The organism is Rhodospirillaceae bacterium, from assembly GCA_018662005.1.
Classification (GTDB): Bacteria; Pseudomonadota; Alphaproteobacteria; order Rhodospirillales; family JABHCV01; genus JACNJU01.
Genome location: JABJHA010000016.1, coordinates 61939 through 75064, shown reverse-complemented (window position 1 = coordinate 75064; position 13126 = coordinate 61939). Strand labels below are relative to the sequence as shown.

Below are 13126 nucleotides of genomic sequence, written 5' to 3'. Positions count from 1 at the left end.
GATGAGCGACGAAAAATCAACAGGTGAAGAAATACACTGGCTGGTCAGGCCGGAGACGATCAGAAAGTTATGGCGGTGGGGATTGAGTCTTCTTGCCGTTCTGGTGCTTGCTGATCTGGTTATTACTCCCCATCCGTATTTTGGCATCGATGGCAGCTTTGGGTTTTATGCCTGGTACGGGTTCGCAACGTGCGCGGTGATGGTTATCGGGGCCAAGGGATTGTCTATTTTCCTGAAACGCAATGACACCTATTACGACGGGAACACAAGCGAGGGAGGCCCGGACAATGCTTAGTCTACTGCCGGCCGCCCTGATCATGATTGCCGGCGCTTTCGTCCTGCCCTTTGTCGGAAGGCGCATCCGCCCTGTGTTGCTGCTTGGCATCCCGCTTTTGACGCTTGCCCAGATCTGGTCATACGAGCCTGGAACAACCATCGTTATCGATTTTCTCGATTATCAACTGACGCCCGTCAAGGTTGATGCCTTGGGCCGCCTGTTCGCTACCATCTTCGCCATTATGGCCGCCGCAGGCGGGCTGTACGCCATGAACCAGAAACGCATCATCGAGCTGATCGCCGCCTATATTTACGCAGGAAGCGCCATTGGCGTGGCGCTGGCCGGTGACCTGATCACGGTTTTTGTCTACTGGGAAATGATGGCCGTCGCCTCGACCCTGGTGATCTGGTCAGCCGATACCAACGCCGCTTACAGGGCCTCCATGCGCTATGTTCTGGTTCATCTTCTAGGTGGCGTGATCCTGATGGTCGGGATTGTCTGGCAAGTCGCCGATACAGGCTCCGTCGCCTTTACCGCCATGCAGGCCGATAGCCCGGCGCGTTGGCTGATCCTGATTGGCTTCCTGCTCAATGCTGGTGCGCCGCCGTTGTCAGCGTGGCTGCCCGATGCTTATCCAGAAGCCTCATTCAGCGGCACGGTTTTTCTTTCCGCCTTTACCACCAAGACCGCCGTCTATGTTTTGATCCGCGGCTTCCCAGGCGAGGAAATTCTGATTTTCATCGGTCTTTACATGATTTTCTACGGCATCATTTATGCGCTTTTGGAAAACGACATGCGGCGCATTCTGGCCTACTCCATCGTCAACCAGGTTGGCTTTATGATCACCGGCATCGGCATTGGCACCGATATGGCCTTGAACGGCGCATCCGCCCACGCCTTCACTCACATCATTTACAAAGCCCTGCTTTTGATGAGCGCCGGGTCGGTTCTGTATATGACGGGAAAACGCAAATGTACTGATCTTGGCGGACTGTTCCGAACCATGCCCTTGACGATGGTTTGCGGGACAATCGGCGCGCTGGCAATTTCCTCATTCCCGCTGACATCCGGTTTTATATCCAAATCGATGATTTCCCAGGCGGCTGCCGATGAACAGTTGATGCTGGTCTGGATGTTCCTGGCTGCGGCTTCCGCCGGGGTCTTTCTTCATGCCGGCATCAAGTTCCCGTGGTTTGTTTTCTTCCAGAAAGACTCAGGAATGCGGCCACCTGACCCGCCCGGAAACATGCGTCTCGCCATGGTCATCATGGCCGTGTTGTGCGTTGGCCTTGGCGTCTTTCCAGGAAGCCTGTATGCGATCCTGCCTTACCCGGTGGGCTATGTACCCTATACCGCCGATCACGTGCTCAAGATGCTGCAGTTACTGCTGTTCTCAGGCCTCGCATTCTTCCTGTTGTTGCCGATGATGAAACGCTCACTGACCATTACCCTGGATGTGGACTGGTTTTATCGTCACGCAGGGGACAAGATCGCAAGGTCTTTAGCCAAACTGGTAAGCGCCTTTATCAAGAGCTTCGATGACATGATAAGTCTCCGCCTTAAAATGTTTAGCCGCCTGAACTTGATGCTTAACGGTTCCGAAAGTGTCCTGACCCGAAGCCAGCATACCGGCAGCATGGTTATGTGGGTGATTGTCGTTCTGTGTGGCTATTTGGCATTTTATCTTTTCGGATAAAGCAATGAACAAAGCCTTCACCAAGGAAACCGAGGAAGAAGAAGCGTTACCCGACGCCATTGACTCGCTTCCCGCCGGAGCCAAAAACTACATCACCCCTGAAGGCATGGAGCGCTTGCGCGCCGAGCTTGATCAACTGCGCCGGGTCGAGCGGCCGCAAGTCGTCGAGACCGTTTCCTGGGCCGCAGGAAACGGCGACCGTTCCGAAAACGGTGATTACATCTATGGCAAAAAACGCCTGCGCGAAATTGACCGGCGTATGCGCTTCCTGATCAAACGTATGGAAATAGCCGAGGTCGTCGACCCGGCCCAGCAAAAAAACCACGATCAGGTCTTCTTCGGCGCGACGGTCACCTACGCGGACTCCCAAAATGTCGAACGGACGGTGCGGATCGTCGGCGTCGATGAGGCCAGACTGGAAGAAGGCGAAATAAGCTGGATCTCCCCGGTCGCCCGGGCGCTTATGAAAGCCCTCGACGGCGACGTCGTCAAAATGAGCACACCGGGCGGGGTTGAAGAGTTGGAAATTTTGAAGATCGCGTATTAGCCGCCCAAGAACAGCCGCCCGACCTCAGGGTTTTGCAATAGTTCATCCCCCGGGCCGGCCATGGCCAGTTCGCCTGATACCAGCACGTAGCCCAGGTCGGCAAATTCGAGGCCTTTTTTGGCGTTTTGTTCGACCATGATGATGGTCTTGCCCTCGTGGTTTTGCAGGTCGTCGAGGATTTCAAAGACCATGTCGATGAAGCGCGGTTCAAGACCGATGGACGGTTCATCGACCAGCAGGACCTCCGGCTCCATAATCAGGGCGCGGGAGATTTCCAACAGGCGGCGCTCGCCACCCGACAGGACACCCGCCTTTTGATTGCGGCGCTCGCGCAGACGTCCGTATTTTTCAAAAACCTTGTCAGCCGCCGCCATGGCTTCGTCCGGCTTGTTTTTCAGGAACCCGCCCATCAGCAGGTTTTCCTCGACCGTCATATTTGGAAAGACGGAATTATCCTGAAGGATGTAGGCGATACCGGCATCTTTCAGCTTTTCATTGGTGCTGAGCCGGGTGACGTCGTTGCCCTTCATGCGAATGGCGCCGCCAGTGATGTTGGTAAAGCCGTAAATGGAATGCAGGATGGTGGACTTGCCAGCACCGTTGGGGCCGATCAAACACAGGGATTGGCCGGAGCCAACCCGCAGATCAAAATCGTGAATGATTTCCATCTTGCCGTAACCCGCAACCAGTCCTTCGATACTAAGCAGCGGGTCGCCTTCGCACATCTCATCAAGACGGTCTGTAGAGGGGCGGTCACCGGCCAGCTTTTCAGCGTCCCTGGCGACATCATCAACAGACAAAATCGTATCGACATCGCCGTGGCCATAGCCACTAATGCCTTTCTTGGTGTTGTCGGTCTCTTCGGCCATCAGTGCGCCCCCAGGTAGGCGTCAATGACGCGCTGATCGTTCTGGATATCAGCAGGCACGCCTTCGGCCAGCATTTCGCCGTGGGCCAAGCAGTAAATATGTTCGGCCAAATTCATAATCACCCGCATGTTGTGCTCTATGACCAAAAGCGTGATGCCGAATTCTGCGTTGGCCCGCTTCAGACGATCAATCAGTCCGTTGATTAAGGTCGGGTTGATGCCTGCCGTCGGTTCGTCCAGCAACAACAGCTTGGGATCGTTCATCAGCGCCATGGCGAATTCCAGCAATTTCTGCTGTCCGAAAGACAGATCACCGGCCATTAGGTGACGCTTGGAAAACAGGCCGACGAACTCGAGCAGGCGATCAGCCTTTTCCATCACCTCTGGCGAGAACTTGGCAAACATGTGAGCAATGGACGTATCGCGGTGCGAGACACTGATCTGCATATTTTGAACGCAGGTCATCTTGCCATAAATGCGGGTCTGCTGAAACGTCCTGAGCATACCCAGACGGGCGATTTGCGGGACGATCAGGTTGGAGATTTCTTTTCCCTCGAAACGGATAGAACCGACATCGAGCGGGTGATAGCCAACGATTGAATTGAACAACGTCGTCTTGCCCGAACCATTGGGGCCGATAAGACCGATGATCTTTCCTTCGGGTACTTCGATGGAGATATCATGATTGGCGACGACACCACCAAAGGACTTGCTGACGCCCTGAACTTCAAGAAGCATGGTCATCAGGATTTCTCCTCGACCGTATGGCCAAAACGCTCAGGCCACTTTTCGCGGGCCCAACCCATAATGCCAAGGGGGAAGAAGACGACGACGATAACGATCATCAATCCAAGGGCGACGCGCTGCCAGCCCAGCAATGTGCTCCAGAAAAATTCCTGGGTAATATGAAAAGCAAGCGCCCCGACAACAGGCCCCCAAAGGGTCCCCTTGCCGCCCAGGATCGCCATCAAGACCATCCAGACACCAAAAGTAGCGCCGGGAAAGGCGACATCCAGCGGGTCAATAAATCCATTCAAATGCCCGAAACCTGCCCCGGCAAAGGACAGGAAGAAGGCCGACACGCACCAGGCCAGTGTCTTGTAGCGGGTAGTGTGCAGGCCCATGGCCTCGGCCTTGTCTTCATCGTCGCGGATGGCGTTGATGGCCAATCCAAAACGGGTGGAATACAGCCACTTCAGGGAAAAGAACGAGGCCACCACAAGAATGAAAAAGAAATAGGAATAAAAAAGCCCGGCAGACCCCATGGCCGATGGGAATACCGGTGCAGCCATGCCCGAACCGGCGCCAATATAATCGATGGTGCCTGCCAGTTCACCGACCGCGACGCCAAGCCCCAGTGTACAGATGGCAAAGTAGTGACCGCGCAGCCTGAGAATTCCCGAACCCAGCACCCATGCCAGTGCGACGCAGATGACGGCCCCAATAATCATGCCAAGGCCCAGGCCAAACAGATATTTGTCCGGCGTTAACTGCAGATTGAACTGATCCGAAATCACTTCAAACTGGCCAATATCGAAATACAGTTCGTGTTGCACGGACGCCGCTGCATACATGCCAACACCAAAAAAAACGATATTTCCGAATGAATTATAGCCCATCCGCCCACCCAGGATGTCCCATGTCAGGGCGAAGGTGACCATCATCCACATGACCGAAATCTGGGTCTGGAAAGCAGGCAGCGCCAAGGGAAGGAAAATTCCGATCAGAAGAATGCCGCCGTACAGAAGCACTGGTTTGGTGTTGCTGCTCATTTTAAATATTCACGCTTACGGCCAAGAAGGATACTGCGTCCAACAAGAATGACGACCAGCAGTGAGAAGACGAAGGCGATCTGGTATTCCGCGCCCATGATAAAGCCTGCGAAATTTTCAGCCACACCAAGCCCCAGTCCGGCCAGAACAACGCCACTGAGATTTCCAAGTCCGGCAATGATGGCAATCATGAAGGCGCGGATGGTGTAGACCAGCCCGATGTACGGTTCGACAACCCAGATCATCGCCACCATGGCGCCTGCCGCACCACAAATGGCGGCGTTCAGCCCATAAGTCGCGGCGTAAACCTTATCGGTATCAATGCCCATGATGCGGGCCGCGCGAGCATTTTGCGCGGTCGCCCTAATGGCTTGACCCAAACGGGATTTTTTCAGGAAAAGCACCATCACCCCACCCAGCGCGAGTGCCGCAAGGGCAGCCAGTAATTTGACCTGTTCGATGGTTACCAGATTATCAAAGAAGCCCCAGGTGCCAAAACCATGGGGCGCACGACGGATGTCGGCACCGAATATCTGGTTCATCAATTGCTGCACCAGAATGCTGATACCAAATGTCGCCAGCAGTGATGTGAACAAATCCTTGTCGACGACCCGTTTGATAATGGTTTGATAAAAGGCCCAACCGACGCCGTAGAGGACAACCGGGGCGACAAATATTGCAAAGAACGGATGTATGCCACTTTGCGCCATCATCACGGCCACGTACCCGCCCAACACGACGAACTCACCCTGGGCGATGTTGATGACGTTCATCACACCCCAAACCAGAGCCATGCCAAAGGCGGCAAGGGCGAAAAGAGCGCCAATCATCATGCCGTTGACGATTAATTGCACTGAAAGCGGAGGCGCTAAAAACAGCAGGTCTATATTGCCGATGATGGTGTCGATGATATTTCTCCGCGATATGGCGAAAATAACAGTGTTCCCGCCCCCCTTTAAGCCAGAGGGCGGGAACACTTAATCGTTAATCGATAACGCCTGCTACTGTGCCATGCGCGGGAAGGACAGTGGCGTATCGGCCCACTTCGACGGCGCAACAAGCTTGTATTTTCCGTTTTGAAGTTGGCGCAGAACCATCGGTTTGGCGATGTTTTGACCCGTCGGGGCAAACTTCACGTTACCGTAGAAGGTCTGCATGTCAGTCGCCGCAAGGGCGTCACGAACCTTGACCGTATCAAAGGAGCCAGCCCGCGTGATGGCGTCGGCATAGACCAGAACGGAGGCCGATGATTCAGCTGCCTGATAAGGCGGGGTGTAACCATAAACTTTCTCGAAAGTTTTGGTGTAGTCCATGGCGGTGCCGAAATAACCGTCCTGGTAGGTCAATTCAGGCGCCCACTGACCGGCACACAGAATGCCTTCACCGGCTTTTCCAAATGTCGTGGTGTCTTCGATTTTCGCCGATTCACAGTGTGTCATGGCAACAATCGGTGCGTTTGCTTTCTGTTCAGTCATCTGACGAACAAACAGCGCGCCACCAACTGTATGGGCGGAAACGACGACCACATCAGGTTTCAAAGCCTTAACCTTGGTCAGGAAACTGGTCATATCGGAGACTTCTTTAGGGAATTTTTCGTCGATGATGATCTTCATGCCGTATTTCGCGGCGTCTTCATGAATGCCAACGCCAATATCAAGGGCGAAAGGCTCGTTACGGACGCCAAGGGCGATTTTCAGGCTGGAAGGATCCTTGCCGTCTTTCTTGGCTTGTTCGGCAGCCAGTGCAATGGCCGTCGACAGGTACTGCTCAGACGTTGACAGAACGGCAAAGGTATAACGGAAGCCCTGATTGAAGATCGAACGCGATGCGCCGTTACCTTCGACCATTGGAATGCCGTATTTTTCGACAACCGGGGCAATCGCCTTGGTCATGCCTGAGCTGTAGGGCCCGAGGATAAATTTGATTTGATCCTGCTGGATCAGTCGTTCAGCAAGCTGGGTGCCGCGACCCGCCGTCGATTCATCATCGTAATATTTGACAGCAAGTTTGTATTTTTTGCCGTCGACGGTAACGCCGCCTTTTTCATTGATGAATTTGACCGCAAGATCGTAACCATTCTTCGTGTGCTTGCCGTTAACAGCGTAACGCCCGGTAATAGAAACCGCAGAACCGAGGGTAATGGTATCCCCCTCAACCTTGGCTTCAGCCGGACCTGTTGCAGCGAGACCGGTAACAACCGCGCCACAAGCAAGAACTGACAGAAATTTGGAATGTATTGACATTGTCATAAACCTCCTGGTGATTTTTTTAAGTTAGCCTTCTTGGATGAGGCTACCCGTGAATATTCTTAAGGCATCATGAACCCATTGGCATTCACTTATATGGCAGTATTGAATTCTAGCCATGTGACACCGAACCGCAACAGCTAATGAGACTGTTAACCGGTATTGCCATCATTCGGGATTGTACATCTTGAAAATGTAATGTTCAGGAACCGGGGACCCAGCTTTTAACGGCAACCGGGCGACCGGTGTGGGAGCGCATGACTTTCGGTTTCATCACTTGCGTAATGGCCGGGGTATCGTCAGCCCTGGCAAAGGACAAAAGCATGGCCTGCAAGGGGATTTCTGTCCGTGATCCTTTTTTCAGGGCCTGCCTGAAGGCCAGTGTTTCTTTGCACATTTTTGTCAGCCTGTCAGGGGCATGATTGCCGAAACGACTCCAGATACCTTGAAGAAAATGTTCAACACCATCGGGCAGGAAAAGATCAGGTTCGATATTTGGGCGACCCTTGGCGAAGGCTTTATAGATATTGGGTTCCAGGGGCCCCATTTCATCGGCGACGAAGATCGCCGGCATCAATTTTTGTCCGCCAAAAGCGACAGCATAGTAGGCTTGCGACAAAAACAGCAGACGATGCAGTTTTTGCGGCTGCAAATATTCGTTTTGATCTAACGCCGTATCAGCAAACCAGAGCGCGACGTCGAAAGTCGACTCGACAATGCTGACGGATCCCTGCTTTTGACTCATAAGCCTCACATAAGTTGTTTTTTGATAAAACAGCCAAATTTATGATGGAAGTATAGTACGAGCCGACAAAGAAATCGTTAACAGAGGAAAAAAACATCAATATTCAGGCTTTGATGTCCAATACGTCCTTGTGCATTTCATCGGCAGTGCTAATGACACGGGCACTGGCCTCGTAGGCCGCCCTGGCGGCGATAATATCAATGAATTCCTTGGCCAGATTGACATTCGAGGGCTCAATAGCCGCAACATGGACACTGCCGGAACCAAAGGCGTGACTGGTGAAAACCTGCGCCCCTACACCGGTTTTCGCGTTTTTAGCAAGATAACCATCTGTATTGACGTTGGCGATGTTCCCGGCGCTCGCCGCCACCCGGCTACTATTGCTGACCAGGCCTGTAACGGCGGTTGAAAGGACTGTCGATATGCTCATGGTGAATAACTAGCAGACAGCACAAATGGCGCCTATGACGGGCGTCACACTCGACAATTTTTAATCAAATTAAAGGGTCAGGCTAAGGGTCGTGCCACGCGGGTCGGTGGTTCCGTGAATAATCTGTACGTTGGTTTCATACGTCGAGATCGCGCGGGCGATCAAATTGGCGAAACCCTTTGAGCGCGCTTTCTGAACACTGCCACTGGATGCGGCGGTGTCCTCGAATATCGAGGCGAACGTCTGGCTGGAACCGGCATATTCAACAGGGATGCTGGCCTGCGAATTGTCGCCGTTTCGGCGATCCATCGTCCCGCTATCCTGGAACAGAAGAGCATCATTAAAGAGCACGCCGTCCTGGGCATTGATCGATTCAATTTGCGAGGCATCAGTGCTGGCGACAGAGCGCGGCCCTCCCTGCAAACGTCCTGCGGTGACGTTTGTTGGAACCGTCGATGGTAAATTTCTCGGTATCTGAGCCATAATTTACAAACGGAGCCTACACATAAAGTCTTTCTGAACAGCAAAACCCAAGCACACAAAAAGACAGCAATATCAATCCATTAACCATAGAACATCTGCAACACCCGATTAGTATATCGGAATCGCACACATACCTACATCTGGTAGTATACAGGAACCTGCCGCCTAGTCCAATACCCCGTTAACTTTTTATTTACCGTGTTTTAGGGCGTGAAAGTGGTGCTCTGTTGAATAAACTCAATACTGAGTTCGGCCGCGCCAAAATCGAAAAGGTCATTGTGCCCTGCCCCGGCGATCCATTTTGCCTGTTTGGGCATTTTGGCGACCTCAAACAAGGCCTTGCCGAAGCGGATCGGCATGGTTTTGTCCCTCTCTCCATGAAAGATCAGGACCGGTGCCGATATGCTGGCAATGCGTGAAGCCTGATCGAAATGATCCTTAAGCAGCCATTTAACCGGAACATAGGGGTAATAATGCCGGGCGGCGGCAGTAACCGAAGGGAATGGCGCTTCAAGGATCAGGGCTTGCACAGGATTTCCAGCCATGCTGCGCTCGGCAGCCATAGCCGTCGCAACGGCTGTACCAAGTGATTCACCGTAAAGGATCAATGGCCTGACATCCTTCAGCAGACTTAAAGCAGCCCGCGCATCCGCATAAAAACCGTCTTCACTGGGTGTGCCGGGATTACCGCCAAAACCGCGATAGCCAACCAGCAATACCCCGTAACCGGCATTCAGGAAGGGCCTGACTTTATCTCCGCGACTGCCAATATTACCGGCGTTGCCATGAAAATAGGCGACAACCGGCTGGTCTGGGTTCCCTTGCGCGTACCAGGACAGCAATGTTAGTCCATCGGCGCTTTGCGTTTTTTGGGGATGCATTTCCGCAATCCCGCTACTGGCGGGATCGGGTATAGAGGTATCGGGGTGATAGAGCAGTTTATCCTGAAATATCAGAAGCCCCAAAAGGATCAGCCCGTAGGCCCCGACCAGCAGGGCGGCTACGGTGATCATTCGTGGCAATCCCGGATCAACCAAAGTCCTCGGTGACCGAACGCCAGGAACCATCAGCCTGCTGACAAGCCGTCCCGTTTTGATGCGCGATGATACCGGCTTGCTCGCTCTCGTTCTTTAAAGCCAGGGTTGCCCTATAATCGCGACAGGAGCGACCCGTGCCAGTGATATAGGTTTGCGTCGGCGTAAAGATACCGCCGTTTCCTGTTTCCGGGTTTGACCATTCGGAGACGGTACCATCGGCTGAACTGGCAAGTGCGTGGCGGGCGTTGTCGTCATAGGCCATCTGATCGGAAGGATAGAGAATGTTTCCGGCCTCGTAACCGACGCCAGCACCGACAAGCGCGCCGCTCCACATGAACAGGGTTTGACCAAGGCCACCGCCAAATTCAGCGCCAACCATGCCGCCAGCCAAGGCGCCGACAACGGCGCCAGCCGCGCCCCCGACGCTGACATCATCCATGTTCACATCGGCACAGGCCGTTAAAGCGACAAAACAAGATACAACTGCAATTTTCTTCATAAGACGATAACTCCTTAAATCTCTGCCCAGATCCATTAATACCGGAATTCTATGCCATCATAATTCATCAATGTCCCACCGGGAACGGCTTGACCATCACTTCTCGCAAAATTCCCCGAACCCAAGCATTCATATACTGCTGCAACGGGGGTCGATAACGGACATACATTGTAGCTTTGCTCGGTAAATTCCGCCGTTTTGTTAAAAGCGGCACACTCCGCAATGGCCATTTTGCTAACCTGTTGCGGGGTAGTTGAAGAAGAACTGTAACAAATGGTGACGCTGCCAATATCCTTCACTGGCTGGCCAAAGTCACTTGATGCACGATTAAATTCACCCCCCTTGTGAACATAGGGAGGACTCGAACAAGCCGTCACCACAGTAACAAAGGCGAAAAGGGCCAGCATGGAAAAAAGATGTTTCATCAAGCCTCTATACCTTCTTTTTCTTAACCGAACAATAAAACGGACGGCATTTTCTTGCTCCCGGCGGCATTCTGCGGGTAGTAAATAAGCATTAAATGGAGCTTTAGATGCCCAAACAAGAAAACAGACCCGTGATAGTCGGCATTTCCGGTGCTACCGGCATTGTTTATGGTGTGGAAACCCTGCGCGCCCTTAACGCTTTGGAAGTGCCAGCCCATTTGATTATCAGCGAGGCCGGGGTGCGCACCCTAGAACTTGAAACCGACATCAAGCTCGACGACCTGCGCCCGCTCGCCCGGGAAGTTCACAACGTCAAGGATATCGGCGCCTCCATCGCCAGCGGATCATTCAGAACTGGGGGCATGATTGTCGCCCCTTGTTCGATCAAGACACTCAGCGGCATCGCCAACAGTTTTGATCATAACCTGTTGATACGCGCTGCCGATGTTACCTTAAAGGAACGCCGTCCCCTGGTTTTGCTGGTTCGCGAGACACCCCTACACAAAGGCCACCTGGAACTGATGGCGCGGGCATCTGATTACGGGGCGACCATCATGCCGCCGGTTCCGGCTTTCTACAACAAACCCAAAACCATCGATGACATCGTTAAGCAAACGGTTGGGCGCGCCCTGGATCATTTAGGGCTGGACCATGGCCTGATCGAACGCTGGAATGGCGGCAGGGATTAGTTTCTGGTCGAAACCAGCAAATCACATATTTCCCTGACTGCCCCTTTGCCGCCCTCTTTGTCGGTAACATGCTGAGCCACCTGCAAAACCTCCGATACGCCGTCAGCAACGGTCATTGGCAAGCCTACCGCCTCAAGAACCGGCAGGTCGTTGACATCATCACCGATGTGGGCGACCTCACTTAAATTAATGGCCAGTTCGGCACAGAGCCCTGAAAGGGTTTGCAACTTGTCCTCGACACCCGGAAAGATGTGGGTCACGCCAAGGTCCTGGGCCCGTTTTGTGATTACGTCCGCCTTGCTGGCGGTAATGATGCAGATCTCGACCCCGGCAGCCATGGCCGCGACAATGCCCATGCCGTCCTTGACATTGAACTTGCGCATCTGATGTCCATCATCGGTATAGTACAACCCGCCATCAGTCAGCACGCCGTCCACATCAAGGGACAACAATTTAATCGTCTTCAGACGTTCCTGTAATTCTTCCCGGGTCATTGTTCCGCCGCACACTTAATTATGGGTTTCAAAGATTCGTACGAATTATAAGTAATTTTGATTAAATATTGTTTTTAAAGAATGATTTCGAACTTGGCGATCTTTTGTGAGAAAATAACACTGAGTCGATTTTCCATTACAAAACGGGTCCAAACCATGGCCACACAGGCACCCAGGCAAGAGCAACGAGGCAGTGACCGACGCAGAAAAACTGACCGACGGGTTGGTAATCGAGGTCGCCGCAAAGAAGATGGGGGCAGCATCAGAACCCTGGTTTTCTTTTGTCTTGCCGCCTTGTTGGCGCTCATTGCCTTTCTGGTATTTGAGACAAACATCGGTGCCGAAATCAACTGGCGTAAAATGTTCTTCCTCAAAAACAAGCTGCAGCAAACTTTCAAACTGGGTGGTGTCAGCCTCGGCATGTCTCCGGATTTGGTCAGAAAGCATCATCCTAATCTTGATTTATCCAGCCTTGGCCGGGGCGAAACGGCGGCGACATTCAAATTCGACGGGGCTCATTATATCGTCTGGTTCATCAACATTGATGGGCATGAGAAGGCTTACCGGATGCGTTACGACCAAAGCTTCGCTACCCGCACGGAAGAAGAAATACTCGACAGCATTGGCGACAAGCACGGCAAACCCGGCACCAGCGAATGTGCCAAAGCCGGCGACCTGGCCCGAAAATGTCATTTTCAGTGGTGGCCTGCGGGAGGCATCGCCCTGAATGTTTCAACAACCGAAACCAAATCTGCTTCAAAACAAACACGCACGGATGTCACCATGATCGCCACCGATACCTATCTTGATGGCAAACGTATGCGTAATTTGAGCAAACCTGGCCAGACAACAACAAAATCCGGGCAAAAAAATAATTCTGAAAAATTGCCGTTCTGATTATTTCGGTATAAACATACT

At 52.8% G+C, this 13126-nt stretch carries 17 protein-coding genes; 5 read left to right on the top strand and 12 right to left on the bottom strand.

What is annotated here, in order from left to right; translation table 11 throughout:
• The first annotated feature begins 1 nt into the window (after position 1).
• Genes HOL66_08905 through greB form a run of 3 tightly spaced genes read left to right on the top strand, consistent with a single transcriptional unit; the run spans position 2 to position 2520 of the window.
• Entirely contained in the window at positions 2-295 is a 294-nt protein-coding gene (locus HOL66_08905; GenBank protein ID MBT5244354.1) for a hypothetical protein, read from the top strand.
• Positions 288-1973, top strand: coding sequence for a Na(+)/H(+) antiporter subunit D (locus tag HOL66_08900; GenBank protein ID MBT5244353.1), 1686 nt, complete (start codon positions 288-290; stop codon positions 1971-1973). The genes HOL66_08905 and HOL66_08900 overlap by 8 nt, the downstream gene beginning before the upstream one ends.
• Positions 1974-1977: 4 nt before the next feature.
• Positions 1978-2520 carry a transcription elongation factor GreB gene (gene greB / locus HOL66_08895; GenBank protein ID MBT5244352.1) on the top strand — a complete coding sequence of 181 codons (543 nt, stop codon included), beginning with the start codon at positions 1978-1980 and terminating at the stop codon, positions 2518-2520.
• Here the strand turns inward: greB and HOL66_08890 are convergent.
• The 11 genes from HOL66_08890 to HOL66_08840 form a co-directional block, all read right to left on the bottom strand.
• On the bottom strand, positions 2517-3389 hold the full coding sequence (locus tag HOL66_08890) for an ABC transporter ATP-binding protein (protein ID MBT5244351.1): 873 nt from the start codon (positions 3387-3389) through the stop codon (positions 2517-2519). The genes greB and HOL66_08890 overlap by 4 nt on opposite strands.
• A complete protein-coding gene (locus HOL66_08885; protein ID MBT5244350.1) occupies positions 3389-4132 on the bottom strand; it encodes an ABC transporter ATP-binding protein in 744 nt (247 codons plus the stop codon). The genes HOL66_08890 and HOL66_08885 overlap by 1 nt, the downstream gene beginning before the upstream one ends.
• Positions 4132-5160, bottom strand: a complete 1029-nt coding sequence (locus HOL66_08880; GenBank protein ID MBT5244349.1) for a branched-chain amino acid ABC transporter permease — start codon at positions 5158-5160, stop codon at positions 4132-4134. Before HOL66_08880 ends, HOL66_08885 begins: the two co-directional genes overlap by 1 nt.
• Positions 5157-6047 carry a branched-chain amino acid ABC transporter permease gene (locus HOL66_08875; GenBank protein MBT5244348.1) on the bottom strand — a complete coding sequence of 297 codons (891 nt, stop codon included), beginning with the start codon at positions 6045-6047 and terminating at the stop codon, positions 5157-5159. Before HOL66_08875 ends, HOL66_08880 begins: the two co-directional genes overlap by 4 nt.
• 114 nt (positions 6048-6161) lie before the next feature.
• On the bottom strand, positions 6162-7403 hold the full coding sequence (locus HOL66_08870; GenBank protein MBT5244347.1) for an amino acid ABC transporter substrate-binding protein: 1242 nt from the start codon (positions 7401-7403) through the stop codon (positions 6162-6164).
• Positions 7404-7608: 205 nt separating this feature from the next.
• Complete coding sequence (locus tag HOL66_08865; GenBank protein ID MBT5244346.1) at positions 7609-8151, bottom strand: hypothetical protein; 543 nt, start codon at positions 8149-8151, stop codon at positions 7609-7611.
• 103 nt (positions 8152-8254) lie between these two features.
• Positions 8255-8581: a hypothetical protein gene (locus HOL66_08860; GenBank protein MBT5244345.1), complete on the bottom strand. Its 327-nt coding sequence runs from the start codon at positions 8579-8581 to the stop codon at positions 8255-8257.
• A 69-nt stretch (positions 8582-8650) separates the two neighbouring features.
• Entirely contained in the window at positions 8651-9064 is a 414-nt protein-coding gene (locus HOL66_08855; GenBank protein ID MBT5244344.1) for a hypothetical protein, read from the bottom strand.
• A 203-nt stretch (positions 9065-9267) separates the two neighbouring features.
• Complete coding sequence (locus HOL66_08850) at positions 9268-10077, bottom strand: alpha/beta hydrolase (GenBank protein ID MBT5244343.1); 810 nt, start codon at positions 10075-10077, stop codon at positions 9268-9270.
• 16 nt (positions 10078-10093) lie between these two features.
• Positions 10094-10600, bottom strand: a complete 507-nt coding sequence (locus HOL66_08845) for a hypothetical protein (GenBank protein ID MBT5244342.1) — start codon at positions 10598-10600, stop codon at positions 10094-10096.
• 35 nt (positions 10601-10635) lie between these two features.
• Positions 10636-11025 carry a hypothetical protein gene (locus HOL66_08840; GenBank protein ID MBT5244341.1) on the bottom strand — a complete coding sequence of 130 codons (390 nt, stop codon included), beginning with the start codon at positions 11023-11025 and terminating at the stop codon, positions 10636-10638.
• Positions 11026-11132: 107 nt separating this feature from the next.
• Between HOL66_08840 and HOL66_08835 the strand changes: the two genes are divergently transcribed.
• On the top strand, positions 11133-11714 hold the full coding sequence (locus HOL66_08835; protein MBT5244340.1) for a UbiX family flavin prenyltransferase: 582 nt from the start codon (positions 11133-11135) through the stop codon (positions 11712-11714).
• Here the strand turns inward: HOL66_08835 and HOL66_08830 are convergent.
• Positions 11711-12208 (bottom strand): HAD hydrolase family protein, encoded by a 498-nt coding sequence (locus tag HOL66_08830; protein ID MBT5244339.1) that lies wholly within the window; start codon positions 12206-12208, stop codon positions 11711-11713. The two genes, HOL66_08835 and HOL66_08830, sit on opposite strands and share 4 nt — an antisense overlap.
• A gap of 156 nt (positions 12209-12364) precedes the next feature.
• On the opposite strand from HOL66_08830, the gene HOL66_08825 reads away from it, so the two are divergent.
• Positions 12365-13105 (top strand): hypothetical protein, encoded by a 741-nt coding sequence (locus HOL66_08825; protein MBT5244338.1) that lies wholly within the window; start codon positions 12365-12367, stop codon positions 13103-13105.
• The last annotated feature ends 21 nt before the right edge of the window (positions 13106-13126 follow it).

What these genes read in the sequence shown, in the direction of transcription:
- HOL66_08900 (MBT5244353.1), top strand. Translation starts at nt 288, where the DNA reads ATGCTTAGTCTACTGCCGGCCGCCCTGATCATGATTGCCGGCGCTTTC.
- HOL66_08840 (MBT5244341.1), bottom strand. Translation starts at nt 11,025, where the DNA reads ATGAAACATCTTTTTTCCATGCTGGCCCTTTTCGCCTTTGTTACTGTG.
- HOL66_08885 (MBT5244350.1), bottom strand. Translation starts at nt 4,132, where the DNA reads ATGACCATGCTTCTTGAAGTTCAGGGCGTCAGCAAGTCCTTTGGTGGT.
- HOL66_08850 (MBT5244343.1), bottom strand. Translation starts at nt 10,077, where the DNA reads ATGATCACCGTAGCCGCCCTGCTGGTCGGGGCCTACGGGCTGATCCTT.
- HOL66_08830 (MBT5244339.1), bottom strand. Translation starts at nt 12,208, where the DNA reads ATGACCCGGGAAGAATTACAGGAACGTCTGAAGACGATTAAATTGTTG.
- HOL66_08835 (MBT5244340.1), top strand. Translation starts at nt 11,133, where the DNA reads ATGCCCAAACAAGAAAACAGACCCGTGATAGTCGGCATTTCCGGTGCT.
- HOL66_08905 (MBT5244354.1), top strand. Translation starts at nt 2, where the DNA reads ATGAGCGACGAAAAATCAACAGGTGAAGAAATACACTGGCTGGTCAGG.
- HOL66_08855 (MBT5244344.1), bottom strand. Translation starts at nt 9,064, where the DNA reads ATGGCTCAGATACCGAGAAATTTACCATCGACGGTTCCAACAAACGTC.
- HOL66_08890 (MBT5244351.1), bottom strand. Translation starts at nt 3,389, where the DNA reads ATGGCCGAAGAGACCGACAACACCAAGAAAGGCATTAGTGGCTATGGC.
- HOL66_08845 (MBT5244342.1), bottom strand. Translation starts at nt 10,600, where the DNA reads ATGAAGAAAATTGCAGTTGTATCTTGTTTTGTCGCTTTAACGGCCTGT.
- HOL66_08870 (MBT5244347.1), bottom strand. Translation starts at nt 7,403, where the DNA reads ATGTCAATACATTCCAAATTTCTGTCAGTTCTTGCTTGTGGCGCGGTT.
- HOL66_08865 (MBT5244346.1), bottom strand. Translation starts at nt 8,151, where the DNA reads ATGAGTCAAAAGCAGGGATCCGTCAGCATTGTCGAGTCGACTTTCGAC.
- HOL66_08880 (MBT5244349.1), bottom strand. Translation starts at nt 5,160, where the DNA reads ATGAGCAGCAACACCAAACCAGTGCTTCTGTACGGCGGCATTCTTCTG.
- HOL66_08860 (MBT5244345.1), bottom strand. Translation starts at nt 8,581, where the DNA reads ATGAGCATATCGACAGTCCTTTCAACCGCCGTTACAGGCCTGGTCAGC.
- greB (MBT5244352.1), top strand. Translation starts at nt 1,978, where the DNA reads ATGAACAAAGCCTTCACCAAGGAAACCGAGGAAGAAGAAGCGTTACCC.
- HOL66_08825 (MBT5244338.1), top strand. Translation starts at nt 12,365, where the DNA reads ATGGCCACACAGGCACCCAGGCAAGAGCAACGAGGCAGTGACCGACGC.